Below are 26,086 nucleotides of genomic sequence, written 5' to 3' on the forward strand. Positions count from 1 at the left end.
ATTTGGCGAGATCGCTTTTTATTCTGCGAAATATTTGCGTGGGCGGTTTAGCCGTTCGCGTACCGTTTGGCGTCGAAGCCGCTGACGTCGAATTCCAGGGTCTGGTTGCCGTTCTGGTAGATGGGCAGCGATACGCGCACCTTTTTCGCCGCCTTCATTGCCGTCACGAAGCGCGCATAGTTGCGGATGAACACCGTGTCCGAGCTGCCGTCCGACGGTCCGACCGCCGAATAGGCCGTGGGTTCGGCGTCGTCGAAGCGCACCAGCAGGGTGCAGTCCTCATAGGACCGGCACAGGATCTGGCCCTGTTCGATGCGGACGATGACGTCGGTGCCGAAACGCGGGTGGGTGCGCAGCGACAGCGTGCCGTTCTGGGCGCCGTCATAGGGCGAGTCGAGGTAGATACTGTTGGTGCTGGTGACCAGGGCCTGGCCGACCGTCTTGCTGGTCATGTCGTCGGGCGAGTGCGAATAGGTCCATTGTTCGCCGACCAGGGGCGTCTCATAGCTGCTTGACGCCGGTGTGGTGGCCCCGGACGTGTCGGCCACGGTGGCCGGCACCTCGGGCTTCGGCTGCGTCGAGCGGCTCATTAGATTGCCCAGGATCAGCACGACCACGAGGCATATCCCGCCCGCGATGAGGATGCCGGGCAGGCTGAAGCGTTTGGTGGCCGGGGAGGGCGGGGGCGTGTCCGACCTTGGGTCCTCGACGGTGGCGCGGCGGACGCGGGCGCGCGGAGCGGTCTTGGGGGCTGTCTCGAATGCGTCAGGCGTGGGTTTCGGCGCGGCTTCCGGGGCCGGTGTGTCGCCCAGCAGCCGGCTTTTGGCCGCGGCGAATTCGGCGTCGGTCAGGTGGCCGTCGGCCTTCAGCGTCACCAGCTTGGCCAGTTCGTCGGCGATCAGTTTCGGTGTGTCGTTCATGATCTGGCCCCCCAAAGGCCGCCCCAATGCGCGTGTTCAGAATGCAAAGCCACCCCGATGCGATCCGGGGCGTCGCGGCAATATATAACCGGACGCCTGAACCGCAAGCGCCGGCCGGCCGTTTTCTGGCGCATCCGGAGCATGTCACGCGGCGCGGCGCAGACGCAACGACCGTGCCACAACGGCGCTATCAACGCAACGCAGGTGCGCGACTTGCGATTGCATTGCCATTCGCCCGAGACTAGACTTCGTTAATCATAATTTTTGAGCTTTGAGGAAACCCGCCCATGGTCAATATCATCGACGGTACAGCCGGTAACGACAGTCTGACCGGCACGGCGGGCGACGACAGTATTACCGGCTTTGAGGGCAACGACACGCTCAATGGCGGCTATGATCCGGTCACGGGCATCGACGGCGCCGACACGCTGGATGGCGGCGACGGCGACGACAGCCTCAGCGACTGGTTCACGGGCAACAGCACACTTTATGGCGGCGCAGGCAACGATTTTCTGGCGCTTGGCGGCATCGACAGCGTTTTCCGGGGCGAGGGCGGGGACGGCAATGACACGATCGCGGCGGCCGCCTATCACAGCAATGGCGGGCTGGTGTTCGGCGACGGTGGCGACGACCTGCTGAACCTGCGCGCCACGCTGGGCGGCAGCATCAGCGCCTGGGGCGGGGCGGGACGCGACCGCTTCGTGATCGACGGCGAGGTATCCAGCGCCGGCGTGCCCAACTTCGGCAGCATTGCCATCAACGACTTCACCGCCGGTGACGCAGGCGACATCTTGGGTTTCAACCTGACCCTGCTCAAGGGCTATGAGGACGGCAATCCGTTCGCCACAGGCCATCTCAGGCTGGTCCAGCAGGGCGCGGCCGTAGCGCTCCAGGTCGACGGCGATGGCGCAGCCGGCAGTGGCTACAGCTTCGTCACGGTGGCGACGCTCGAAAACACCGGCCTGAGCAGCCTGACGGCGGCCAATCTCAGCGGCTATGCGCTGGATGGCGCGGCGCCTGCGGGTCAGCTGATCGACGGCACACCCGATGACGACAGCCTGACGGGCGGGCTCGGCCGCGACACGATCACCGGTGGCGAGGGCGATGACACGCTCGTTGGCGGCGACGGCAATGACAGCCTGTCCGGCGGTGCCGGTGCCGATTATCTCGAAGGGCAGCTGGGCCTCGATACGCTGGATGGCGGCGATGGCGATGACTATTTGTTCGACTGGCAAGGGGGCGGCGTGGTCATGTCGGGCGGGGCGGGCAACGATACCACCTGGGTCTCGACGCTCAATGGCCATACGGCGTCGGTCGATGGTGGGGCAGGTGACGACACGCTGAACGGCTTTTTGGCGGGCGGCCAGATCATAGTCAACGGCGGCGCGGGCGACGACGTCATTGATATGCTCTGCTGGAACCCGGGTACAGTGACGGCGACCGGCGGGGCAGGGCGCGACACCTATCGCATGACCGGCCTGAATGGCGCGGGCATTACCGTCACCGACTTTGCCTCGGGCGACGGCGGCGACATTGTCGACGTGGTGTATTTCTTCACGCAAATGGGCCTGACCGTCCCCGGCGGCAACCCGTTCATTTCGGGCCAGCTTCGCCTGATCCAGTCGGGCAGCGACACGCAGATTCAGTTCAGCTGGAGCGGCGAGGGCGGTTCTTACGAGCCGCAGTTCATCCTGAAGAATGTCGCCGCAACCGGGCTGACGGCGGCCAATTTCGGCGGCGTGGCGCCGGATGGTGCGATCGACGGCACCGATGGTTCGGACTATAGCGACAGCCTGAACGGCGGTTCGGGCGACGACGTCATCTACGGCTTCGGCGGCAATGACACGATCAATGGCAATGCGGGCAAGGACCTCCTGTCGGGTGGCGTCGGCGACGACCTGCTGCGCGGCGGGGCGCGCTGGGACACGCTGAGCGGCGGCATCGGCAATGATACGCTGGACGGCGGGGCGGACAATGACGTCATGTCCGGCGGTGCGGGCAACGACACCTATATCGTCGATCATGCCGGCGACCGCGTCCATGAGGCGTTCGGCGAAGGCACCGACACGGTCAAGGCGTCGCTAAGTTACGCCCTGACGGCCGATGTCGAAAACCTGATCCTGACGGGCAGCGCGATCGCGGGGACGGGCAATGGCCTGAGCAACAGCATCGAGGGCACCAGCGGCAACAATGTGCTGACCGGCGGGCTTGGCAATGACAGCCTCTATGGCTGGGACGGCAATGACAGCCTTGTGGGCGGCAATGACCACGACCGCCTGTCGGGCGGCAATGGTTCGGACACGCTGACTGGCGGCCACGGCAATGACGTGCTGGGCGGAGGCGCGGGCGCCGACGACTTTGTCTTCTCAGGCGTGGCGGTCAATGGCCACGACCACGTGGTCGACTTTGTCCACGCCGTCGACCGGCTGGTCTTCAAGGGCGCGGACTACGGCTTTGCTTCGGGCCATGTGCTGACGGCATCGGAATTCACTGAAGGCAGCGCGGCGGTGGGCTCAGGGGCGCAGTTCATCTGGGACGCGGCGGCGCACAAGCTGTGGTGGGACGCGGACGGTTCGGGCGCGGGCGCGGCGTTTGAGCTGGCGTTGATCAGCAATGGCGCGGTGGTGGCGAAGGACGATCTGGTCTTCGTGTAGAGGGAGCAAAGGGGGGCTAATGTCCGGCACAGAAACAGGCGTGGCTTGGCCTGCATCGGGACCAGCACCCGGCATTGATCCATGGTCCCAGCGCGTCTACGACGCCCTGAAAGACTGGGCGACAGACGTCGGTGGGCAATGGGCACGCTGGGAGCCAGGCTATCTTGTCCTGACCATCGAGGCCGTTGGCGGCGAAGCGGTCGATCCGGTGATACTGGACACTGCCGACGACGAGGTGACCGTCGCGTTCGGCGGCTGGCACGATCATCTGGACGGTTGGCCTGAGGCGCTGACGTCCGAAGCCTCGGCTGAAGAGGCAAGGAATGTCCTCGGGCGCTGGCTGGATGGCAGCCTGCAAACGCTCTATTTTGTTGGCTCCGAAGGCAGATGGTGCGGTTCGTCTCTTGTCGTGGGCGAGGATGTTGTCGAGGCGGCCAGACGACAGGCCCAGTCGTTGAGGGATCTTAGTCCGGTCCGGGTCGAGATCCGGTCGCTGCACCAGCGGGACTGGATACATATGGCCGTCGATCCGGCGTGGCTTGTCCCGCCACGCCTGTCGCCGGATCGCCTGCCGTGATAAAGGGGCAGTGACTTGGTGTCTTCATGGGCAATATGACGGATAAGACTGAACTCCCGGGAAGGGCATGGCTGATCAGGTGCGCGTGGTGCGCCGCGACGCTGGTCGTGTCGGCGTTGAGCTTTCCGCTCCTGCTGTTTTCGCTCCTCAACCCGACGGTCTTTGCGGTCTTGGTTATCCTGAACCTGGGTTACGGCGCGCTGCTGTGGTCGATGCAGCAGGCGCGCTTCAAACGCCTGGACTTGCCGAACGGGCTGTTCTTGCGGGAAATGGGGATCCACGCCCTGGTCTTTTTCGTCGGCTTCGCGAACACGGCTGTGCTGTCGTTCACAACGCTGCTGTCGGCGATTGGCCGCAGCATCGTGTGAGGCTATCAATGATTGATTTGTTCGGCCTGTGGCAAGCGCGACCGAAGAGATCAAGGGCACCGCGCCGGACCTGACGGCAGTCGAAGCAGGCTGGTGTCGTTATTGGTGGTTCGACGCTTAGGGCAGGAGAGGTGGCGATGTCCGTGTCGTACCCCTCCACCGCTGCGCCGCCGCTTCGCGCCGCTGGCGGTCCCCCTCCCCATCTTCGATAGGGAGGAGGGAGCGGGTGGCGCAACCTCAGGCCAATCCAGGCGACAATGTTCGTATCGCCTGGGGCGTTTGGGCGTCTCATCCTCCCTGGCTTTGCCGGCGAGTGAGATGTGGTGGCAGGGTCCCCCTGAGCTACTCATGCCCGCCGTCCTCGCCTTATGGGTGAACCGTATTGAATTTACGCGGCCCGATTTGCTGTGTATGATTCCGGCTATAGGTTACCGGTCGCCGGTGCGGCGAGCTTTGTAATTATAAGCGTTTCATTCAATTGAAAAATCATAATCCGGGATGGGCTGGGCGCCGCCGGAACAGGGGCATGATCACATGGTCAACATCATCAACGGCACCGCCGGTAACGACAGCCTGACGGGCGCAAGCGGCATGGACAGCATCACCGGCGGCGACGGCAACGATACGCTGCGCGGCAATTTTGATGGCGACGTCCTCGACGGCGGGGACGGCAATGACAATCTCCAGGGGGGCAAATGGCATCTGGGAGGCGCGGGCAATGACCTATTATACAACAGCGGCAGCAACCACGGCGGCGACGGCAATGACACGATAAATTCGCATGCCAGCAGCGGGTCTGCCTACGCCCGGGGCGAGGATGGCGACGACACCATCAACGTCACGGTGGGCAACAGCAGCGGAACGCTTTATGTCTATGGCGGCGCGGGGCGCGACACCATCACCATCACAGGCGACCGCTACCCCATACTTAATCGTACTCTGCAGTACCCGGTCGTGATTGAGGACTTCGAATTCGGCGATGGCGGCGATGTCCTGCGCCTCGACCTGTCGGTACTGACCAACTACGTCGTCAACAACTATTCCAACCCGTTCGCCACGGGGCACTTGCGGCTGTTCCAGGAAGAGGGCGACGAAGCCTGGCTCCAGGTCGATGTCGATGGCGCCGCCAACGGCAGAAACTTCACCACCGTCGCCATTATTCCTAATAGCGCAAGAGCCGCCGCGACGACGGCCAATTTTGGCGGCTATGCGCGCTTCGGCGGCGCAGCGCCCGTGGCCCTGAACCAGGACGGCACGGCGGGCGACGACAGCCTGACCGGCGGCGTCGGTTTCGACGTCCTCAATGGCCTGGGTGGCAACGATACCTTGTTCGGCGATGACGGCAGTGACACGCTGAACGGCGGCGAGGGCAACGACTCCCTGATGGGCGGCTTCGGCAATGACAGCCTGGACGGCGGCGCCGGCGATGATTACCTCTTCGACAACATGGAAAGCTACGTCACCCTGGTCGGCGGCGAAGGCAACGACACGATCGACTTCCAGATCGAGGACAATTTCGTCGCGGTCGTCGATGGCGGTGCCGGTAACGACACGATCCGGGGCTATATTCTGGGCGGCAGCGCGATCATTGACGCCGGCGATGGCGACGACCTGATCGAGCTCCAGACGTCGGGCGGCAACATGACCTACCTGACCGGAGGAACAGGCCAGGACACCTATCGCCTGCCGACGGCCAACGACATGTTCATCATCACCGACTTTGCCGCGGGCGCCGGTGGCGACAGGATCGACCTGCCGCGCTTGCTGCAGGATATGGGGCTGCCCGCCGGCACCGATCTGTTCGCCACAGGCAATATGTGGCTGGTTCAGGACGGCAGCGACGTCGTGGTGTATTACAATCTGTGGGGCGTCGACAGCAACTGGATCGTGCTTAAGAACGTGACCGCCTCGGCCCTGACGATCGACAACTTCATGGGCTTTACGCCGACCATCGGTGCCCCCGCGGCGGCGACGGCCGGTAACGACACCCTGACCGGTACCCCCTTCAATGACGGGATCGACGGGCTGGGCGGCAACGACAGCATCGACGGGCTTGGCGGCGACGATAGCGTGAGCGGCAGCGCCGGCAACGATACACTGAATGGGGGAGGCGGCGACGACACCCTCGACGGGGGTGGCGGCAATGACACGCTCACTGGCGGCGATGGCCGTGACAGGCTGCATAGCGGCGACGGCGATGATGTCATGAACGGGGGCGTCGGCGACGACTCCCTTTACGGTTACGGCACAGGCAATTTCACCGCGACGGGCGCAGAGGGCAATGATGTCATCGCCGTCCAGATCGCGGCCGGCTACGTCGTGAGCGCTGACGGCGGCATCGGCGACGATACACTTGTCGCCACCGTGTATGGCGGCGGAACGCTGAATGGCGGCGAAGGGAATGACGAATTCCGTTTGCGTGGCGACGGCGGCACGGGTGCTTATCTTACCGGCGGGGCCGGACAGGACACCTATACCCTGCCGCCCTTTGTCAACAACCAGTACAGGATCACCGACTTTACCGCCGGAGACGGCGGGGACCAGATCAACGTGCCGGACCTGGTGGTGCGGATGAGCGTGCCGGCCGGCACCAATCCGTTCGCCATCGGCCGCCTGGCTCTCGTCCAGGACGGCGCCAACGTCCTGCTTCGCTACAGTGCTTCGGGCACGGTCGTGACGCTGGTGACGCTGGAGAACGTCAGTGCGTCATCCCTGACGGCGCATAACTTCATGGGGTATGCGCCGAGTGTTGCTCCGTCAGGACCGACGGCCGGCAACGACACGTTGACCGGCACGGCGGCTGCCGAAGGAATCAACGGGCTGGGCGGCAATGACAGCATCAGTGGGCTGGGGGGCAACGACACCCTGATCGGCGACACCGGCAACGACACCCTGTCGGGCGGTACGGGCGATGACTATCTGGAAGCCAACGAAGGCGACGACAGCCTGGACGGCGGCGAAGGCAGCGATACGCTCGACAGTGGCGACGGCGCCGACAGCCTGGTCGGTGGCAACGGCAATGACAGCCTGAACGGTGGCTCCGGCAGCGACACCTTGGCGGGCGGCGTCGGCAACGACACGGTCGAGGGCGCCGAGGGTAGCGATACGCTGGACGGCGGCATCGGCAATGACACGCTGAACGGCGGCCCGGGCAGCGACACGCTGGATGGCGGCGACGGCAATGATAGTTTGCAGGGTGGCGCCGGCGTCTACAGCGACACACTTCTGGGCGGCGCGGGCAATGACCGCCTCGACGGCGGCGAAGGTGACGACAGCCTGTCTGGCGGCATCGGCAACGATACCCTGATGGGCAGTGCAGGCGCCGACACGCTCGACGGCGGCGAGGGCAATGACAGCCTGTCCGGCGGCGACGGCAATGACGTGCTCAACGACTCCGGCGCGGGCAATGCCACCGTATCGGGTGGCGCAGGCAATGACGTCATCAATGCCCGCGTCGAGGACCCGTATCTCCTCAGGGTCGATGGCGGCACCGGCGACGATACGCTGAATGTCACGATCGACGGCGGCAACAGCACGGTGAACGGCGGCGAGGGCGACGACCTTTTCGACATCAGCAGCACGGGCGGCAATGGCGCATACCTGACCGGCGGTGCGGGCCAGGACACCTATCGCCTGGCCTTTGTCGGCGACCTGTTTAACATCACGGACTTTGCCACGGGCGGGGGCGGAGACAAGATCGACGTCCTGCACATCCTCCAGGAAATAGGCGCGCCGTCCGGCACCGACCCGTTCGCCTCTGGCTTGCTGTTCCTTGAACAGGATGGCGACGATACCCGGCTGAAGTACAATCTGGCGGGCGAGATCGCCACCCTGGTCGTGCTGCAGAACGTCACGATATCGGCGCTTACGACGCAGAACTTCATCGGCTATGCCCCTGCAGGTTCCGGCAGCGTCAGCACGCAGACCGGCACGGCGGGCAGCGATACCCTGACCGGCGGCGCAGGCCAGGACAGCATCGACGGGCTGGGTGGCGAAGACACGCTCTACGGCATGGACGGCAACGATACGTTGGACGGCGGCGCGGGCAATGACACCCTGTACGGCGGCGCGGGCGACGACACCTATGTGGTGCGCGATGCCGGTGACCGGGTCATCGATGTCGCCGGTGGCGGCAACGATACGGTCCAGGCCTGGATCAGCTATCAGGCGCAGGACTTCATGGAAAACGTCGTGCTCCTGGGCGCCGGCAACCTGTCGGCCTATGGCAACGGCCTGGGCAACGGGATCACCGGCAACAGCGGCAACAATGTCATCAATGGCCGTGACGGCAACGACACGATCGACGGTGGCGGCGGCCAGGACAAGCTTGATGGCGCCGAAGGCAATGACAGCCTGTCGGGCGGCGACGGCCATGACACCCTGAACGGCGGCAACGGCAATGACACGCTGGAGGGCGACGACGGCATCGACTACCTTAACGGCGGCGCGGGCGCGGATGTGCTCGACGGCGGCAATGGCAACGATATCCTCGACGGCAGCGGAGGCGACGACACCATGGGCGGCGGCGACGGCAACGACACCTATGTTGTCGACAGCCTGGGCGATGTCGTTATCGAAGGTCCCGCCGACGGCACGGATATCGTCAAGACCGCGCTCGACTACACCCTGGCCGACAATGTCGAGACCCTGCACCAGATGGGTACGGCGAATATCAGCGGCACGGGCAATGACGCAGACAACGCCCTGCACGGCAATAACGGTAACAACCTCCTGTCGGGCGGAGCGGGTGACGACGGCCTGTTCGGCGGCAATGGCAACGATACGCTTGTCGGCGGCAAGGGCGATGACTGGCTGGTGGGCAGCGACGGCGCGGACGACTTCGTCTTCGGACCGGCCGGGGTAGCGCTCAATGGCTCGGACACGATCAACGGCTTCGAACACGGCGTCGACCGGCTGGTGTTCTCGGCGGCGGACTATGGCTTCGCGGCAGGGCATGTGCTGACGGCAGCCGAGTTCACCCAAGGCGTATGGTCTGTGGGGACGTCGGCGCAGTTCCTGCTGTCGGGCGACGGCTACCTGTCGTACGACGCCGATGGTGATGGTGTGGGCTCGCTGGTCGTGCTGGCGCGGATCTACGGCACGGTGACGGCGGACGATCTTGTGTTCGTGTAGGGGGCTTTAGTCTCTCCTCCCTGTCGCGAAGCGATGGGGAGGGGGACCGCACAACTGAGCAAAGCGAAGGCGATGCGGTGGAGGGGCTTCTTTCGGCTGTTCGTGCAAGGTCCTGCGAAGAAAATTAACTCGTTTTCCCATCGCCTTGTAACAACAGCGTTTTATCTAATACACTTCACATCCCGGAGGGGGATCACATGGCACTTGAATATAATGCAGAGGGTGAGTTCATTGTCCCGGGCTGGCCCAGCGGCCCGCAGACCGCGTTGGCCATCGAAGGCTTCGGCAATGGTGGCTTTGTCGTTACCTGGGTCGACACCAGCGGCGATTTCGGCGACACCAGCGGCTCGGCCATCATAGCGCAGATGTTCGACGCCTCGGGCGCCGAAATCGGCGCATCCTTCCGCGTCAACGGCGTGACCTCCGGCAATCAGGCGACGCCCGAAGTCACCCGCCTGAGCAATGGCGGCTTCGTCGTCACCTGGATATACGACGACCTGTTTGAAATCCATGGCCAGGTCTATGACGCCGCGGGCGCTCCGGTGGGCACCGGCTTTTTCGCCACGGCCGCCATCGCCGCGGGCAATCCGTCGGTCACCGCTATGGATGGTGGCGGCTTCATCGTCGCCTGGTCTGGCCGCAATTCCGGTACGGGCGACAGCGATGGCGGCGTCTTTTTCCGCACCTTCAACGCCAACGGCATGCAAACCGGCCCGGCCGTCCGCCTCAACACGCAAACCAGCGACGTCCAGTCCGAGGTCGTCATAGCCACCCTGGCCGGAGGCGTCTTCGTCGCGGCCTGGAGTGACGCCAACCCGGCCAGCGATGGATCGGGTGCCAGCATCCGCGCCCAGCTCTTCACCGCGGCGGGCGTCAAGATCGGCGGGGAAATGCCCGTCAACAGCACTGTTGCCGGCAGCCAGACCGACCCGGCCATCACCGTCCTGTCGAACGGCAATTTCGTCGTCACCTGGCGCGATGGCGGCGGGGACGGCAGCGGCAGCGCCGTTCGGGGCCAGCTCTTCACGGCGGCCGGCGCGACGCTTGGCAGCGAATTCCGGATCAATACCGAGACGCTCTACGACCAGGACCAGGCGACCGTCGCCGCGCTCAAGGACGGCGGCTTCGTTGTCGTCTGGACGGACGACAGCAAGACTGACGGCTTCACCGGCGCCGACATCAAGGCCCAACGCTTCGACGCCACGGGCGCCAAGGCGGGCGCAGAATTCCTGGTCAACCAGGTCGAAGCCAACAACCAGTTTACGCCGGTCGTCACGGTGCTCAGCGACGGCAGCTTTGTGGTTGCCTGGGCAAACGCCAGCTACCAGACGATCGACGCCCGTATCTTCCGCGCCTCTAACCTGCCATCGGCCGGCGACGACAGCTTCACCGGCACCGAGGGCAAGGACACGATCGACGGGCTGGGCGGTAATGACACGATCAACGGCCTTGATGGCGACGACGTTCTCAAGGGTGGCGACGGCAATGACACGCTCATCGGCGGCGGGGGCGCGGACTCGTTGTACGGCGGAGCGGGCGACGACACCTATTACTTCGAATCCGGCGACAAGATCTTCGAAACCGGCAGCGGTACCGACACCGTTTATATCGGCACCAGCTGGCGGCTTGAAGGCGGCGTCGAACGGGTGATCTTCACGGCAGGCGGCGACCTGTCGCTGTGGGGCAATGGCAGCGACAACCTGTTCACCGGTACTGCGGGCAACAACACCTTTACCGGCGAAGGCGGCAACGACACGATGTCGGGTGAGGCCGGCTACGACAAGATCGACGGCGGCGACGGCGACGACTCCTTGAGCGGCGGCAGCGAGGGCGACAGCCTGCTGGGCGCCGACGGCAAGGATACGCTTTACGGCGGCGCCGATAATGACATGCTGAACGGCGGGACGGGCGACGACGTGCTGGACGGCGGCGGCGGCGACGACATCCTCGAAGGCGGCACAGGCGCCGACGCTCTGACCGGCGGGACAGGCAACGACACCTACGTCGTCGACAACGCGGGCGACGTCGTCAGCGAAGGGCTTAACGCGGGCAAGGACTCAGTCAAGGCATCGATCAGCTATGTGCTGACCGACAATGTCGAGGTGCTGAACCTGGTCGGCGGCAATTTGAACGGTACCGGCAATGCCTTGGCCAACAGCCTGAACGGGACCGAAGGCAACAACGTGCTGGATGGCCTGGGAGGTAGCGACAGCCTCTATGGCGGTGGCGGCAACGACACGCTCTACGGCGGCGGTGAAGCCAATACGCTGGACCGCCTGACGGGTGGGGCGGGCGCGGACGACTTTGTCATTGGCCGTCCGGTCAATGGCTCGGACACGATCACCGACTTCGAGACGGGTCTCGACCGGCTGGTGCTCAACGCTGCGGAGTTCGGTTTCGCGGGCGGGCATGTGCTAACGGCGGCGGAGTTCCGGCCGGGCTACAGCGTGTCGGGCACCAACGGCCAGTTCGTGTGGAACGACGCGGGCAATGAGCTTCTGTGGGACGCCGACGGCACGGGCGCGGGTGTCTGGACGACGGTGGTGCGGATCCAGGGCAGCCTGACCGCCGAGGACATCGTGTTCGTGTAGGTCAATCTTTCTCCTCCCCATTCCATGGGGAGGGGGACCCCGAAGGGGTGGAGGGGTACCCCTCCGTCATCGTCGCTTACGCACGATGCCACCTCCCCACTGCGTAGGGAGGAGGGAGGCTCGCCGCGACGCGACGCAGGGAAAAGCGGGACCAGCGACCGATCGGGGAGGGCGCAGGACTCAACTCTTGCGGGCGCGGCGGTGATGTGCCAGCTTGCAATCGGTTGGAAGCTGGGGAGCCTAAATGATCCGACTCGAACGAATGCCCGAACCGGATTTTATGTCTGGAAGCAAAATCCAAGCTTTAAGAGATGAATTACTAGAATTTCTGCGACAGCCGGAAGGCTATCGTCGACACAGACGTGTGCCAATTGATGAAGATTTCTTTTTCTCTCCTGACCTGACAAATTTAGTAGCAAAGAGATCACACATGAAGTGTGCCTTTTGTGAGTCGGCGGGGCATGAGCTCCTCGTTGATCATTTCAGGCCGATCAATGTTGTAGCTGAGAATTATGAGTCACAGTCAACTATAAGTTATTATAATTGGCTAGCCTATGAATGGGATAATTTACTTTCTGTTTGTGCAGCCTGTGTTCACTATAAAAACAACAGGTTTCCTATCGCCGGTCAACGAGCACCGTATATGGCACAAATAGATCAAGCTAACAGCCTAGAGCGGATGTTATTAATTAATCCAATTCTTAGTCGACCCGAGCAAGATTTTCTATTTTTAACAAATGGATGGTGTAAACCCTTAACTGGTAAGGGAAAGTTGACCGTAAGCCTGCTCAACCTAAATCGCGATTCACTTGTCAATGAGCGCAGACAGGATTTTAGACGTTTCCAAGAGCAGTTAGGCCAATGGACTCGAAAAGAAGGACAGTCGCTCGTTGAGATATGTAATCCACGAAAACCATTTGCGGGTGTTCGTCTAATTTGGCTGATGCGAATAGTTGCTCGCCTTAGGACTGTAGATACATCTAGGATTTTAAGAAAGTTACCTAAAAAAATCGAGGACTATTACCAGAATCGCGAGAGAGGCGATTTTTTAATTTCTCTAAAATGGTTAGTAAAAGCTGACGATTTAGATCACGGAGAAAATTCCGCCGATGTCTCAATACCTAATTTTCACGAAGACGGTGTCGAGGCTGATAATAGCAACAAGATGGTTTCAATAGTAGATATTTCTGAAATATTTCTGTCTAATTTTAAAGGTATTGAAGATGTAAAAATTAAAATTAATTCTAGAATGGAAAGTAGTAGAGGTGCGCCATGCTTAATGTTGCTTGGGGAGAATGCATGTGGAAAATCAAGCATTCTTCAGGCTATAGCGCTGGCTCTAATTGGGCATAGTGAAGCTAAAAAATTAAAATTGAAATATGATGAATTTCTAAGAAATCACAACGGATTTGGCAAAGATGATTATGCGTTGAGAGACGCAGAAATTATAATTAAATATCGTTTCGGACGTGGTGCTGCTGAATTTGAAATAGAATCGGCGACTAAAGAGGTTGTAGGCTTTATAGATAATCAGCCGTTAGTTATTGGATACGGACCTCGGCGCTTTTTTTATCCAAAGAAATCATTGCGAGCAGATAATGCATGGGTACGTGTCAGGAGCTTATTTAATCCCATCGCAGTTATTCCTGATCCTGGAATTTGGCTCAATAGTCTCGATGGGCCAAAGTTCGATGCTGTTGTCCGTGCTATGCGAGAGATCATGCTTCTGAACGACAATGATGACGTCGTCCGGAAAGGCCACCAAATTTGCGTGCTGGTTGAAGGTGAGGTTATTCCGCTCAACCGAATGAGCGACGGCTACAAAGCTATGTTCACCTTGGCCACTGACATCTTTCGCGAACTCTTGACTAGATACCGCGATCTTGAAGAAGCCCACGCCATCGTCATCATCGATGAGATCGAGACCCACCTGCATCCGCGCTGGAAGATGCAGGTCATGCGCGCCCTGCGCCGGGCCCTCCCGCGCGTCCAGTTCATCGTCACCACCCATGATCCGCTCTGCCTGCGAGGCATGGAAAACGGCGAGGTCGTCGTCCTGCAGAAGGACGCCGAAGGCCGCGTCGTCGCGCTCGAAAACCTGCCCGATATCAAGGGTATGCGCGCCGAGCAGATCCTGACCTCGGACTATTTCGGCCTGTCGAGCACGGTCGATCCGGAAACCGAGCTGGCCATGGCGCGTTATGCCGACGGCGTGGCGGCGGGCCGGCCGCTCGACCCCGAAGTCACACGCGCCGTATCGCAACTGGCCCTGGGCAACAGCGCCGAGGAACAGGTGATGCAAAAGGCCCTGACCCAGTTCATCCAGTCGCGCGAGGACGGCGGGACGCTCAGGACCGACGCCAGCGCCACGGCGGTCCAGGCCGTGCTGGATGTACTCAATGAGCGCCTGCCTCAGCGCCCGGAAAGGCCCGCCGGATGATCAGGAGGGAGCGTAGCTGGCCGGCGCCTGCGTCCTTAAGCGCGCCGGCGGCGCAGGATCAGCTTGCCAAGGCCGGGGAATATTATCTGAGCTGGAAGACCGGCGACAGCGCCTATCCCGGCTTTACCGCGTACAAGGAGCCCGATGTCGTCGAGGCCTTGCGCACCATGTTCCACGGCAAGTGCGCCTATTGTGAGGGAAACGTCCATAAGGGCGATTTTGACGTCGAGCATTACCGGCCCAAGGGTGGCGTCAATGACCATGACGGGCCGCAATACTGGTGGCTGGCCTTCACCTGGACCAATCTGCTGCCAAGTAGCGAGGCCTGCAACCGGGCGCTCAGGCAGCATGTCGTTACGCCTGACATGACGGAGCAGGAAGTCAAGGCGATGCGGCTGACGCGCCCGGTGCAACTGAGCGGCAAGGCGACGCATTTTCCCATCGGTGCGGCGGCGCGTCTTGCGCCGCATCAGGACGATCATGATGCCGAATACCCGCATCTGATCGATCCGTGCCGCTCCGATCCGGCGCAATATATCGCCTGGCGGCACGCCAGCGACTTCAGCATCATCTGCGCGGCATCATGGCAGGGCACGCCCAGCCCGCACGGCGAGGCGACGATCCGCTGCATGGGACTGAACCGCGTTGACCTGGTCGAGGAACGCACGAAGACGCTGCAGATTTTGAAGACGATGAAATATGAGCTGTTCGCGCTGCTGCAGGCCGTTCGCCCGCTCGGGCAGGAGGATATGACCCGAAAGGTGGTTGAGACCGGTACCAGGATGATGCTTGCGCATTGCGATCCCGAGAAAGCGTTTTCGGGTATGGCGACCGACTTCATGAGGTCAATGCAAGACGAACTGACGGAGTGGCTGCGCGTCAATCACCCGAAGCCGGATGCTTGATGCGGCGGGGGCGGTAAGGTTGGAAATTTCCTGCTTGCCTAAGCGACAACCGGCGGTTTACCCAATGGATTGCATCAAGGATGTCGCGGGAGGGAAGATTGGTACGTCGATTACGCGAGACGCTGGCGCAGGAGATTGAAGCACGAGTTAACGCGGCTCTGAAGCCCCTGCTTGCCTCGACCACAGCGTTTCCGGCACCTGTAGCGAGCCGTCTTCATGCCTTGAAAAGCACCATTCAACAGTTTCGCACGGTTTCGTTGGAAGCTACGGCGACAGATGATCTGACCTGGAAGGTCACAGGGTTGAATGTCGCGCATACCTTGGATGATCTCTGGAGGGCGCTGGATGGACTGCCCAACATGAATCCCACTGTGAACGTTGAGCTGACCCAATGGCTTAATGCTCGATTTCCCGCGGTTAGAATGGGGCGGGTCGTTGGCGCACTCTCCCAAATATCTGAGCTTTTGCTCAATCTGTTGGATGAGAATTATGCTGGAGACTATGAAAATTATGCTGGAAGCGATTATAGTCTGTTCGCGGATGTATCTTGTGTAAATGCAGTTAGGGTAGTTTATGGGCAGATAAAAAAGGCAGTTGTTCATGAATCACAAATTAAATATGTAGGAAATTACAAGGCTGATTTTTCTTATCTTGAGCGTTATTTCGGATTTTATATAGAAATTGAATCTTTAAGTGCTGATGACTATGTAAGTATTTTAAGAAATACTGAATCGGAAGCGAAATTTCTTAGCGAGGAAAGCGAGAAGGCACAACTTTATAAACGATTGATACTTCCAGAAAGCTTTCTTGGGCATGGACCGATTTTGGAGTTTGGTGAGCCTGTCTCCATAAGAGATGCCCTCGTGCTTATTACGAGGATTATTAGACGTGAATTGGAGAAATTAGCAACCGTGCTCGAAGGTGAAGCGAAAGAGACTGTATCCGATCAACAGACTGATAGCTTCTCCGACTACCAGGTCATCGAACAGCTCGCCACCCGCAGCCAGGTCAACGCCGATGTCGTCCAGGGAAAGCTGAGCCTCAGGCCCGGTCCTGCAAGCCCCAGGCTTATCGGCAGCGAAGAAGAGTACAAGGCCAATCTGGCCGCCCTCAAGCAGTTGAGCCACATCGTTGCCGACGATTGCAGACAGGCGCAGGTGCCGCGCGCCACGATCGACCTGTTCAGCAACTACGCCAAGGTCATCAATGAGGCCGAGATCATCTGGCTGCTGGCCGACGATCTAATTGACGTTATCGCGCTTATCACCCCCAGGGTCGATGACGGCTGGTCCGACCATGCGGCCGGTTTTGTCGTCAAGCTGGTGGGCCGCCACCGCGTGCTGCGCTCGCATCTGGCGCCGCCGAAGCCGGACGAACCCCCGCCGGAGATGCCGGGACCGGACGATCCGGGCGCACGCGCCGAGGTCAGCGGCGAGCTGTCAGCCATACTGAACGACACCCAGGCGGTGGAAGAACTGACCGACGGCAGCGCCCTGTTCCTGGGGCATATGGCCGGCAAGGTGAAGTCCGCCGACCCGAACGACTACGTCCCGGCCCTGGCCACGCTGACCGGCTTTATCCTCAGCCTCAACACGCTGGGCGAAAAGCACAAGGGTTCGCTGACGGTCGTCGGCTTCCTCCTCGCCATGCTGACGACATTGCTGAAGATGTTCGGTGTTGTTTAGGTGGCCTCCGGCGTTTCTGGCATAAATACCACAACCCTTATAAATTGCATTAACCGGATATAAATCGCCTGGATTGTGAATGCGAGGTGCCCGGAACGACGTTATGTTGCTCCTTGGGGGACAGGCCTCCGTTCATTCAGGGAGGCTCCAGTGGTAATCAACGGCACCAACAATAATGACACGCTCGTCGGCACGACCGGCAACGACCAGATCTACGGGCTTGGCGGCGATGACAATATCCATGGTGGTTTTGACGACGACCTGATCGATGGCGGCGAGGGGGTGGACGTCGCCGACTACGACGCGACGGGCTCGGTCTGCGTCGATCTCGCCCTGGGCATGGCGTGGGGCTTCGGCATCGACACCCTGGTCGGCATTGAAAACGTCGATGGCAGCTGGGGCGACGACACGCTTACGGGCGACAGCGGCGCCAATTTACTGTGGGCATGGGCAGGTGACGACAGACTGAGCGGTGCTGGCGGAAACGATACGCTGGACGGCGAACAAGCCAACGACACGCTGCTGGGTGATGACGGCGACGATATACTCATTGGCGGCGAGGGCGACGACACCATAGATGGTGGCGCTGGTCAGGACTACGCCCGATTCTGGGATTCGCGCGCCGTGTTGGTCAATCTTAACACGCAGACAGCGGTCGGCTACATATCGGGCCACGACGTCCTTTTCAGCATCGAGAATGTCTACGGCAGCCGGGAAAACGATACCATCACCGGCAGCGTCGCGAACAACCACCTGCTGGGCTTCATCGGCGATGACCTCATCTTTGGCGACGACGGAGCCGATACAATCGAAGGTGAGGACGGCATGGATATCCTGGTGGGCGAAGCCGGTGCGGACAGTCTTGACGGCGGCGCTGGCAATGACAGCCTGCTGGGAGGATCGCGCTGGGACACGCTTATGGGCGGCGACGGCAATGATACGCTGGACGGCGGCCTGGACAACGACCAGATGTATGGCGGGCTTGGCGATGACGTCTATTATGTCGATCATGTTGGTGATCGCGTGAATGAAAGCGCCACCGCCAACGAAGGCTCGGATACGGTCTATGCGGCCATAAGCTGGAATCTGACGGCCAATGTCGAGGCGGTCGTGCTGACCGGCACAGGCGATACGTCGTCAACGGGTAACGGGTTGCATAACACCATGACCGGCAATGCCGGGAACAATACCCTGTCGGGCGGGGTCAGCCACGACACGCTTTACGGCATGGACGGCAATGACAGCCTCGATGGCGGCATCGACTCCGACGTGCTGGATGGCGGCAACGGCAATGATACGCTTTTGGGCGGCCAGCGCTGGGATACGCTCATCGGCGGGGCGGGCGACGATGTGCTGGATGGCGGCACCGAGAACGACCGCATGTCGGGTGGCGCCGGCAACGACATCTATTATATGGACCACGTCGGCGACCGCGTGATCGAGCTGGCCGGCGAGGGGGCCGATACGGTCTGGTCCAGCATCGACTGGGCCATGTGGGCGGAGGTCGAGAACCTGACGCTGACGGGCAGCGCCGTGAGTGGCACCGGCAACGGACTGAACAACCGCATCGACGGCAATGCGAACGCCAATATCCTTAGTGGCGGTAACGGCAATGACACCGTGGCAGGTGGCGGCGGTGGCGACAGCCTGACGGGCGGCACGGGCCGGGACGATTTCGTCTTTGCTGCGGCGGCTTCGAATGGCACGGACACTGTCACCGACTTTCTGCACAGCATCGACCGGCTGGTCTTCAGCGGCGCGGACTATGGTTTCGCGGCGGGGCATATACTGACGGCGGCGCAATTCACGGCGGGAAACGCGCCTGTAGGGGCGGTGGCGCAATTCGTCTGGGATGCCGCCACCGCGCATCTCTTGTGGGATGGCGACGGTGACGGAGCCGGCGCAGCTATCGATCTCGCACAGCTTGACGGTGCAACGCTTAGCCGCGAAGACTTGGTGTTCGTCTAGGCTTTTGCTTTGTCGCGACGTGACAAAACCGCTGATGCCTTTCGCCACGCCGCTCTACCGGGTCAGGAGGTCCATGACGGCGTCGGAGCGCAGGAAGGCCACGACCTCAGCCATGGCGGCCGGATCGGCGTCCTCCCAGAACGCGTCGGAAAGCCGGTCATTTGTCAGGGCCTCGGCATTGGAATGGTAAAGCTCCGCCAGTGCCAAAGGATAGTCGAGCAGCCGCGTCAGATAGGGGCCCAGGGCGACGCCAGAGCGCCCCAGCCCGCAAACCAGCTCGTCGATCGACCCTGAATAATAGGTGCCGTCGTCGGGCGGCGTGGCGGTGCGCGCCACCGCTTCGAACCAGGCGTCAAGGAAGGCCTGGACGGCGCGTTGTTCATCCGCGGGCCACATCCGCCATTCGGCCAGGGCAAGCTTGCCGAGGACGATTTCGATATCGGGCCACCAGCTGGAATCGGTCGCGGACACTTCGAAGATGCGCGGCAGGAAATATTTGAAATCGCCGAGGCCGCCCACCGTCAGGAACAGCGAGGTCGCATAGGACGATAACTGGCGCTCGGTCACCGCGCGCAGGGGCGTAGATATCAGGCCGTCGATATCATGCTTGTCGATGCAGCACGGGCAGCCGTCGATGCGCGGCGGCGGCTTGCGCTTGAATGCCGCGTAAAGGCCGTCAACGGCTGAGATGAGTTGTGCGTCCATACTGCCTCACGCACACGTATCCAGCACGGGTTCGATCTCGCCTGAACCGGGGGCCGGGAAGGGCGTGCGGAAGGTGAATGCCTCTGCGTGCGGGCCGGACTGGCGCAGGCGTTCCAGGCGGTCGATAGCCTCGGCGACCGACGGCGTGTGACCCGCGGGCACCCACCACAGCACGACATACAGCTCCATGCGTTCGAACCACTCCTTGCGGCGGCGCATGATCTCCAGATGCTCCGGATCGCGATAGGTGTAGGCCGCCAGGGCGTTGAGATCGCGCCACACCGACATGTTGATCGCCACGTTCGGGTCATCGAAAGCCCTGACAGCCAGCGCGTCATTGCCTTCGCCGGTCAGCCGCCAGACAAAGCCATCGGCTGCGTCGGCGCGGGCATTGACGCGGTCGAGCGCGCCGATGAAATCCGCATTGACCGGGTCTGCGATCGGGCTCCTGAAGCGCGCGATATTCAGTTCCGCCAGATGATAGCCGGTCATGGTCGTCCTCTCCCGTGTACGCCGTAACGGCGTTGTCCCGACGTCAACATGTAGGGGCTCGCGCCCTGATGCAAGGGAAAGTTACGTTTGTGACGAACGGATGGGCCTCGACAGAGTGGTCCGGAGCGCGACCGATCACAAAAGCCGTTTGCCGGCGCCCGAAAAGGTCAGGCGTAGTAGCCGACGGCCCAGAAGATGGCCAGCCATATGGCCGCCGATACGCCGAAGGCCAGGACAAGGCCGATCAGCCGCCAGGGCCGGGCGCGCTTTCTGGTCGGGGCCTCGACGCGCTCTTCGACGGGTAATTCTTTAACAGAACTGATACGCATGCACGCCTCCTGCGCACTCTACATGCGGCAAGAGTTCCCCTATTCGGATAAAAGCGCAAGCTTTGAGACCTCAAATCGCCGTGAGGTAGCCGTGTGCCGCCGCGCGCACCTGGCGGGTCAACTCACTCAGGCGCGGGGCCGCCAGCCGGTTGATCTGCCAGTACAGCATCATGTCCAGACCGTGGCCGGGCTTGAGCTCGACCAGCCGGCCCGACGCCAGGTGGTCCTCGATCATCTTCACCGGATGCAGGCCCCAGCCGAGCCCGGCCAGGCAGGCGTCGATAAAGGCCTGGGTCGACGGCAGCCAGTGGGTGGGAAAGGTCACGGCCCGGCCAAAGGCGCCGCGCGCCCAGTCGGCCTCCATCGTGTCCTTCTGGTTGAAGGTCAGGGCAGGGGCGCGGGCCAGGGCTTCGGGTGTCACGCCGTCAGGAAAGTGGCGCGCCATATAGGCCGGGCTGGCGGTCGTGGCGTAGCGGATCGACCCCAGCGGCGTGACCTGGCAGCCGCGCACAGGCCTGGCATAAGATGTGACGGCGGCCAGGACGCGGCCGTTTTCCAGCCAGTCGCGCGTGTGGTCCTGGTCCTCGATGGCGATATTGAGCAGGATGTCCGACGTCCCGGCAAAGGCCGCCATGGCCGGGACGAACCAGGTGGCCAGGCTGTCGGAATTGACCGCGATGTTCAGCGTCACGCGCTGCGACGCGTCTCCGGTGCGCAGGCCGGGCAGTTGCCGGGCCAACTCCTGCTCCAGCATGCCGACGTGTTCCATGTGGCGGCACAGCCATTCGCCGTGTTCGGTGGCGGTGCACGGATTGCCGCGCGCGATCAGCACGATGCCGAGGCGTTCCTCCAGGTGCTTGATACGCTGGGAGACGGCCGAGGGCGTGACATGCAGGGCTTCGGCGGCCTTTTCGAAGCTGCCGGTCTGGGCGACCATGGCGACGGCACGGGCGGCAGGATAGTCGATCATGGATTAAGTTTGGCTAAATTGAATTGAGGAGAGTTAAATAGTCTAAATCAGGCGGCGAGGCTACACCGTTGTGGCTGCTGCCTCACACGAAGAGAAGCGGCTTCATCCGATGGAGTGCGCCTTGGACTTTTCCGCCTTTCTTGCCGGCCTGTCGCTCGACCTGAGCCTGATCGTCTGCATCGGCGCGCAGAACGCCTTTGTCTTGCGTCAGGGGCTGCGCAACGAACATGTCTTTGCCGTCTGCCTGGTCTGCGCCGTGTCCGACGCCGTGCTGATCCCGGCGGGGGTCTGGGGTTTCGGGCGGCTGATCGCGGTGGCGCCGTGGCTCGATCCGGCGATGCGCTACGGCGGGGCGGCCTTTCTGGTCGCCTACGGCGCGCGCAGCCTGTGGTCGGCGGCGCGTTCCCACAGCGGCCTGGTCATCGACGCCGCGGCGCCCAGGGCCGGGCTGATGCCGACGCTTTTGGCGTGCCTGGCCTTCACCTGGCTCAACCCCCAGGTCTATCTCGACGTCGTCGGCCTGATGGGCACGATTTCCACGCAATTCGCCGGCGACAAGGTGGCCTTTGCCGCAGGGGCTATCACGGCGTCCTTCCTGTTCTTTTTTGCCCTGGGCTATGGCGCCGTCTGGCTCCGGCCGGTGTTCGCCAGGCCGCTGGCGTGGCGCATCCTGGACGCCGTCATCGGTGTGGTGATGTGGGCGATCGCGGCCAAGCTTGTATTCAACCTGTGAGGAGATCCGGCATGTTTATCATCAGAGCGCTGCGTTACCTGTGGGCGGCCATCTTTGCGGCTTCGGCCGTCCATGTCCGCCAGGCCTATGCCCGCCCGTGGGACGGTGGCTGAGGCGTATTGAACCAGTTGCGGCCGGCCGTCGTATCGGGAGCAGTATGACAAAGGATGTTCCCAATGAAGCCGCTGCTTTTCCTGTGCCTGGCCATCGCGCCTGTCTGTGTCGCCGGCTGTGCCTCGGTCGATATCGCCGCCAATCATCGCCCGGGACCGGCTTTTACGCTGGAAGACTATTTTGCCGGCGAGACGCGGGCCTATGGCGTCTTCGAAGACCGCTCCGGCAAGGTGGTGCGGACCTTCACCGTGGTGGCGCAAGGCAGGCCTGACGCCAATGGCTTCACGCTCGACGAACGCTTCTTATGGAGCGACGGCGAGCGGCAGTCACGGACCTGGACCTTCACCCGGACGGGCGCGGGGCGCTATCGCGGCACGGCGGGCGACGTGAACGGCGAAGCCACGCTGGAAACCGAAGGCGACGCCATGCGCCTGCGTTATCTGCTAAAACTGCCGTATAAGGGCAAGACGCTCGACGTCCGGTTCGACGACTGGTCGCATCTGGTTTCGGATGGCGTGGCGATCAACCGGGCCGACGTCTCGAAGTTTGGCGTCAGGCTGGGCCGGGTCACCCTGACCTTCATCAAGCCCGGCCATCCGGCGCCGGTCGCTGACGGGTTGGCGGACCGCTAAAGGGGATTTATTTTAACCGGAAGCTTCATCGCTGTGTTCTTGCGAAAACCGCTCACGCTTTTTGGCCGCGCCGAACTTCGTTTCGCCGCATAGCTCGGTAGGGGAAACCCGGCGCTTTGCCGCCGGCCGCGCAGCCTCCCCAGGCCGGTTACCTGCTGATTTCACACGCCTTGCCGCCCTGTGTGGCCCATGCTGCGGCAAAGCCGTCGGCCAGCAGGGGTAATTGAGTATGGCTGTTGTCGTCAGTACCATTCTGCACGAAGGACAGGCCAATGCCGCACGCCTTGTAGATATCGGTATAGCTTGCGAAGGCATAGGTTCCGCCCGACGTCTGGAAGTGCGGACCCGCAGCGCCCTGGCGCCGCCAGATCCAGCCGAGCGTGACGGCGGCGTTACCGTCAAGCGTCCGCCAGGTCGGTTGCAGGCTCAGCTCCACGGCAGGCGAGGGGCTTGATATCACGTAGCGCATGAAGCGGGCCAGGTCCCTGGGCGTGTAGGACAACCCGCCCGCGGCGACGGCGTATTCGAGCTTCGGCAGGCGTGGCATGACCTCACCGTGCACATTCACGCTGTCCGCTTCGCCCTGCGCGCTGTTGGTCATGCCTGCGGGCGCTTCGACCATCTTGGTCACCAGGTCGCGGTAAGGCGTGCGGTAGATGTCCTCAAGGACATAGCCCAGCAGAATACTGGCGACGTTGGAATGCGACGGGTTCTGCCCCGGTTCGCCGCTGACCTGGCTCGTCTTCAGGTCGCGGAAGAAGGCGTCGCGGTTATAGGCCTCAAGGACGGCGTAGCGTTGCCATATCTCCTCCGCGGTCACGGCAGGCCGCGTGCGCGCCGGCAGGTCATCGGGAAGCGCGGAGGTCATGTTGGCGAGGTGGCGAAGCGTGACCGGCTTGCCTTTGAGCGCCAGGCCATCGTAACCCTCGGGCAGGAATTTCCGGACATCGTCGTCCAGGCCGGCGCGCTTGTCGACGACCGCCTGGGCCAGCAAAAGATCCGTGAAGATCTTGCCCAGCGAGCCGACCTCGAACCGTGTCTGCGTCGTGACCCTTGGCGGGCCGCTGGCGGCGCAGACCAGGTAGGCTGTGCGGTCGCCATCTACGATCGTCACCACCAGATCGGTCACGGCGCGGTCCGCCAGATAGGTTTCGACGCGTTCCTGCTGTGCCATGGCAGCAGGTGCCGGCATGTCGCCTTCCCATCGGCAAACGGGGTTGGCAGCGGCGTGCGACGCGACCGTCGCAACCATGAACCCGACAAGGATTGCGATCTTTTGTGTCATATTTCGTCCTCCCGGAAGAGACATACGAAATCTTTCGTACAAAATCAACGAAGGATTTCGTACATGCGTGATTGCGCCATAACGGGGAAATGGAACCTCGGTCCCGGAGCGGAGGTGTGTTGCGCAACAGGCGCGACAGAGCTGACCACTGTCGGTTGCCGACGGTTAAATAGTATGGTTATCTGCCATAACAATTAGAATTGTGGAGGGGATGAATGACCAGGTTAAGGACGGTACTTGCCGGCTTTTTTTTGCTTGCCGGATTGGGGGCTTCGGCGCAGGCGCAGGACGGTGACGCCGTCATCGTGCGGGGGACGATTCGGCCCAAGCCGGCGCCCGAGATCGCGCCGCCGCCGCTTGACCTGTTCGTCGCTCCGCCGCGCATCGAACAGATTGCCCTGTCCCCGGATGGCAGCCGTTTTGCCTTTGTGACGCACAAGGGCGGCATGCATCTCCTCACGACCTTCGTCGTGGCGGATGGCACCAGCCAGGTTATCAAGCTGGGCGACGGCACGCTTTCGGCCATCAGCTGGCTCGACAACGATCATGTTGTGCTGTCGGATACGCAGACGGCTCCGCGCGGCACGTGTCCTTCAGGCCTGGTTCATACGGTCAAGACGGCCCAGGCGGTATCGGACATGCTCGGGGCGAAGACATCGGGCGGTTTTGGTTCGGGCCCCGCATCGTCATCGGACCCGATGAGTTCCGAGGACCGCATGACAGCGCTCATTCTGGGGAACTATCTCAACCCTCCGCCGTGCGCCAGTTACGGTGTGCGGTCTCACGACGCCGCGACGATCGTCAACCTGAAAACGCGCAATAACATAACGCTCGGCAGCCGGTTGACCGGCGACTACAATCACATGGCGCTGGGTTTGCCCAAGCTGGTGACGATCGACGGCAAGGCGCAGCTGACGGGCGCCTTTCTGGAACTGCGCGACAAGTCCATCGGCGGCCAGGTGGCGCAACGCGTCTATCTGTGGCGCGTCGACCCCGATACCGGCCGTGGCCGTATCGTCGATGATCGCGGCGGTGATATCGACCGCACCGGCAGCTATGTTGATGACTGGATGCTGGATGACGCCGGCAAGCCCGTGGTGCGGGCGACCTATAGCTATTTCGACACGACCTTTGCCATCGAGACCTTCAAGGGCGGCAAATGGACGCCGATCCTGAAACGCAAGATCAAGCGTCTGGCCAAGAACACCTTCGTGCCGGCCCTGGCGGGTCTGGGACGCGATGGCCAGTCGCTGCTGATCCTCGATGCGGTCGATGCCCCGAATGGTGCGCGCAGCTTCCACTATTACGAACTCTCAGCCGACGGAAAGCTGTCCGAGGCGCTGGACAAGCGCGACGCCACCCGCGACCGGCCGATCTTCCACCCGCAGACCGGCGTGCTGGCCGGCTTCGAGCACGACGGCGAAGTCAAGACCTACACCTTCTTCGATCCGGACCTGGCCGAATATTACAAGCTGGCGCTCGAGATGACGCCCGACAAGACCGTCCGGGTCGCCGCGCTCTCAAAGGACATGGATCAGATGATCCTGTTCACGCAAGGCGGCGACGATGCCGGCTCGTGGCACTA

General features: G+C 62.0%; 17 protein-coding genes and 1 pseudogene. 12 read left to right on the forward strand and 6 right to left on the reverse strand.

All coding sequences use genetic code 11. The features are described from left to right. Nucleotides 1-47 precede the first annotated feature (47 nt). Nucleotides 48-920: a hypothetical protein gene (locus AC1DON_RS08120; protein WP_476934275.1), complete on the reverse strand. Its 873-nt coding sequence runs from the start codon at nt 918-920 to the stop codon at nt 48-50. Between the two features lie 287 nt (nt 921-1,207). Between AC1DON_RS08120 and AC1DON_RS08125 the strand changes: the two genes are divergently transcribed. The 9 genes from AC1DON_RS08125 (at nt 1,208) to AC1DON_RS08165 (ending at nt 19,241) form a co-directional block, all read left to right on the forward strand. Continuing rightward, entirely contained in the window at nt 1,208-3,574 is a 2,367-nt protein-coding gene (locus AC1DON_RS08125; protein WP_476934276.1) for a hypothetical protein, read from the forward strand. Nucleotides 3,575-3,593: 19 nt separating this feature from the next. After that, on the forward strand, nt 3,594-4,151 hold the full coding sequence (locus tag AC1DON_RS08130; RefSeq protein ID WP_476934277.1) for a hypothetical protein: 558 nt from the start codon (nt 3,594-3,596) through the stop codon (nt 4,149-4,151). Nucleotides 4,152-4,177: 26 nt separating this feature from the next. Next, a complete protein-coding gene (locus AC1DON_RS08135) occupies nt 4,178-4,519 on the forward strand; it encodes a hypothetical protein (RefSeq protein ID WP_476934278.1) in 342 nt (113 codons plus the stop codon). 534 nt (nt 4,520-5,053) lie between these two features. Next, the gene (locus AC1DON_RS08140) at nt 5,054-9,652 is read left to right on the forward strand and encodes a beta strand repeat-containing protein (RefSeq protein WP_476934279.1); all 4,599 of its coding nucleotides are present in this window, start codon (nt 5,054-5,056) and stop codon (nt 9,650-9,652) included. Nucleotides 9,653-9,849: 197 nt separating this feature from the next. Further along, nucleotides 9,850-12,243: a hypothetical protein gene (locus AC1DON_RS08145; protein WP_476934280.1), complete on the forward strand. Its 2,394-nt coding sequence runs from the start codon at nt 9,850-9,852 to the stop codon at nt 12,241-12,243. Nucleotides 12,244-12,487: 244 nt separating this feature from the next. Further along, complete coding sequence (locus AC1DON_RS08150; protein WP_476934281.1) at nt 12,488-14,683, forward strand: AAA family ATPase; 2,196 nt, start codon at nt 12,488-12,490, stop codon at nt 14,681-14,683. Continuing rightward, nucleotides 14,680-15,588 carry an HNH endonuclease family protein gene (locus AC1DON_RS08155; RefSeq protein ID WP_476934282.1) on the forward strand — a complete coding sequence of 303 codons (909 nt, stop codon included), beginning with the start codon at nt 14,680-14,682 and terminating at the stop codon, nt 15,586-15,588. The genes AC1DON_RS08150 and AC1DON_RS08155 overlap by 4 nt, the downstream gene beginning before the upstream one ends. A gap of 98 nt (nt 15,589-15,686) precedes the next feature. Then, the gene (locus AC1DON_RS08160; protein ID WP_476934283.1) at nt 15,687-17,273 is read left to right on the forward strand and encodes a hypothetical protein; all 1,587 of its coding nucleotides are present in this window, start codon (nt 15,687-15,689) and stop codon (nt 17,271-17,273) included. A gap of 150 nt (nt 17,274-17,423) precedes the next feature. Beyond that, entirely contained in the window at nt 17,424-19,241 is a 1,818-nt protein-coding gene (locus AC1DON_RS08165) for a calcium-binding protein (protein ID WP_476934284.1), read from the forward strand. Nucleotides 19,242-19,295: 54 nt separating this feature from the next. Here AC1DON_RS08165 and AC1DON_RS08170 read toward each other — a convergent pair whose 3' ends face one another. From AC1DON_RS08170 to AC1DON_RS08185, 4 genes are all read right to left on the reverse strand, one after another. Beyond that, nucleotides 19,296-19,946, reverse strand: coding sequence for a hypothetical protein (locus AC1DON_RS08170; RefSeq protein ID WP_476934285.1), 651 nt, complete (start codon nt 19,944-19,946; stop codon nt 19,296-19,298). Between the two features lie 6 nt (nt 19,947-19,952). Then, complete coding sequence (locus AC1DON_RS08175) at nt 19,953-20,438, reverse strand: DUF3291 domain-containing protein (RefSeq protein WP_476934286.1); 486 nt, start codon at nt 20,436-20,438, stop codon at nt 19,953-19,955. Nucleotides 20,439-20,605: 167 nt separating this feature from the next. Further along, entirely contained in the window at nt 20,606-20,767 is a 162-nt protein-coding gene (locus AC1DON_RS08180) for a hypothetical protein (RefSeq protein ID WP_476934287.1), read from the reverse strand. A gap of 70 nt (nt 20,768-20,837) precedes the next feature. After that, entirely contained in the window at nt 20,838-21,737 is a 900-nt protein-coding gene (locus AC1DON_RS08185; protein WP_476934288.1) for a LysR family transcriptional regulator ArgP, read from the reverse strand. 121 nt (nt 21,738-21,858) lie between these two features. Between AC1DON_RS08185 and AC1DON_RS08190 the strand changes: the two genes are divergently transcribed. Beyond that, nucleotides 21,859-22,470, forward strand: coding sequence for a LysE/ArgO family amino acid transporter (locus AC1DON_RS08190; RefSeq protein ID WP_476934289.1), 612 nt, complete (start codon nt 21,859-21,861; stop codon nt 22,468-22,470). 176 nt (nt 22,471-22,646) lie between these two features. Beyond that, nucleotides 22,647-23,216 (forward strand): DUF3833 domain-containing protein, encoded by a 570-nt coding sequence (locus tag AC1DON_RS08195; protein ID WP_476934290.1) that lies wholly within the window; start codon nt 22,647-22,649, stop codon nt 23,214-23,216. A 148-nt stretch (nt 23,217-23,364) separates the two neighbouring features. Here the strand turns inward: AC1DON_RS08195 and AC1DON_RS08200 are convergent, their stop codons facing one another. After that, nucleotides 23,365-24,501, reverse strand: coding sequence for a serine hydrolase domain-containing protein (locus AC1DON_RS08200; RefSeq protein ID WP_476934291.1), 1,137 nt, complete (start codon nt 24,499-24,501; stop codon nt 23,365-23,367). 215 nt (nt 24,502-24,716) lie between these two features. On the opposite strand from AC1DON_RS08200, the pseudogene AC1DON_RS08205 reads away from it, so the two are divergent. Then, nucleotides 24,717-26,086: pseudogene (locus AC1DON_RS08205) on the forward strand (alpha/beta hydrolase family protein); the annotation flags it as partial.

This window comes from Asticcacaulis sp. P4_H10 (genome assembly GCF_056400965.1).

Bases quoted from the DNA above. Each gene is read 5' to 3' on its own strand.
- AC1DON_RS08140 (WP_476934279.1), top strand. From the start codon at position 5,054: ATGGTCAACATCATCAACGGCACCGCCGGTAACGACAGCCTGACGGGC.
- AC1DON_RS08175 (WP_476934286.1), bottom strand. From the start codon at position 20,438: ATGACCGGCTATCATCTGGCGGAACTGAATATCGCGCGCTTCAGGAGC.
- AC1DON_RS08150 (WP_476934281.1), top strand. From the start codon at position 12,488: ATGATCCGACTCGAACGAATGCCCGAACCGGATTTTATGTCTGGAAGC.
- AC1DON_RS08185 (WP_476934288.1), bottom strand. From the start codon at position 21,737: ATGATCGACTATCCTGCCGCCCGTGCCGTCGCCATGGTCGCCCAGACC.
- AC1DON_RS08200 (WP_476934291.1), bottom strand. From the start codon at position 24,501: ATGACACAAAAGATCGCAATCCTTGTCGGGTTCATGGTTGCGACGGTC.
- AC1DON_RS08130 (WP_476934277.1), top strand. From the start codon at position 3,594: ATGTCCGGCACAGAAACAGGCGTGGCTTGGCCTGCATCGGGACCAGCA.
- AC1DON_RS08120 (WP_476934275.1), bottom strand. From the start codon at position 920: ATGAACGACACACCGAAACTGATCGCCGACGAACTGGCCAAGCTGGTG.
- AC1DON_RS08180 (WP_476934287.1), bottom strand. From the start codon at position 20,767: ATGCGTATCAGTTCTGTTAAAGAATTACCCGTCGAAGAGCGCGTCGAG.
- AC1DON_RS08155 (WP_476934282.1), top strand. From the start codon at position 14,680: ATGATCAGGAGGGAGCGTAGCTGGCCGGCGCCTGCGTCCTTAAGCGCG.
- AC1DON_RS08145 (WP_476934280.1), top strand. From the start codon at position 9,850: ATGGCACTTGAATATAATGCAGAGGGTGAGTTCATTGTCCCGGGCTGG.
- AC1DON_RS08135 (WP_476934278.1), top strand. From the start codon at position 4,178: ATGGGCAATATGACGGATAAGACTGAACTCCCGGGAAGGGCATGGCTG.
- AC1DON_RS08125 (WP_476934276.1), top strand. From the start codon at position 1,208: ATGGTCAATATCATCGACGGTACAGCCGGTAACGACAGTCTGACCGGC.
- AC1DON_RS08195 (WP_476934290.1), top strand. From the start codon at position 22,647: ATGAAGCCGCTGCTTTTCCTGTGCCTGGCCATCGCGCCTGTCTGTGTC.
- AC1DON_RS08170 (WP_476934285.1), bottom strand. From the start codon at position 19,946: ATGGACGCACAACTCATCTCAGCCGTTGACGGCCTTTACGCGGCATTC.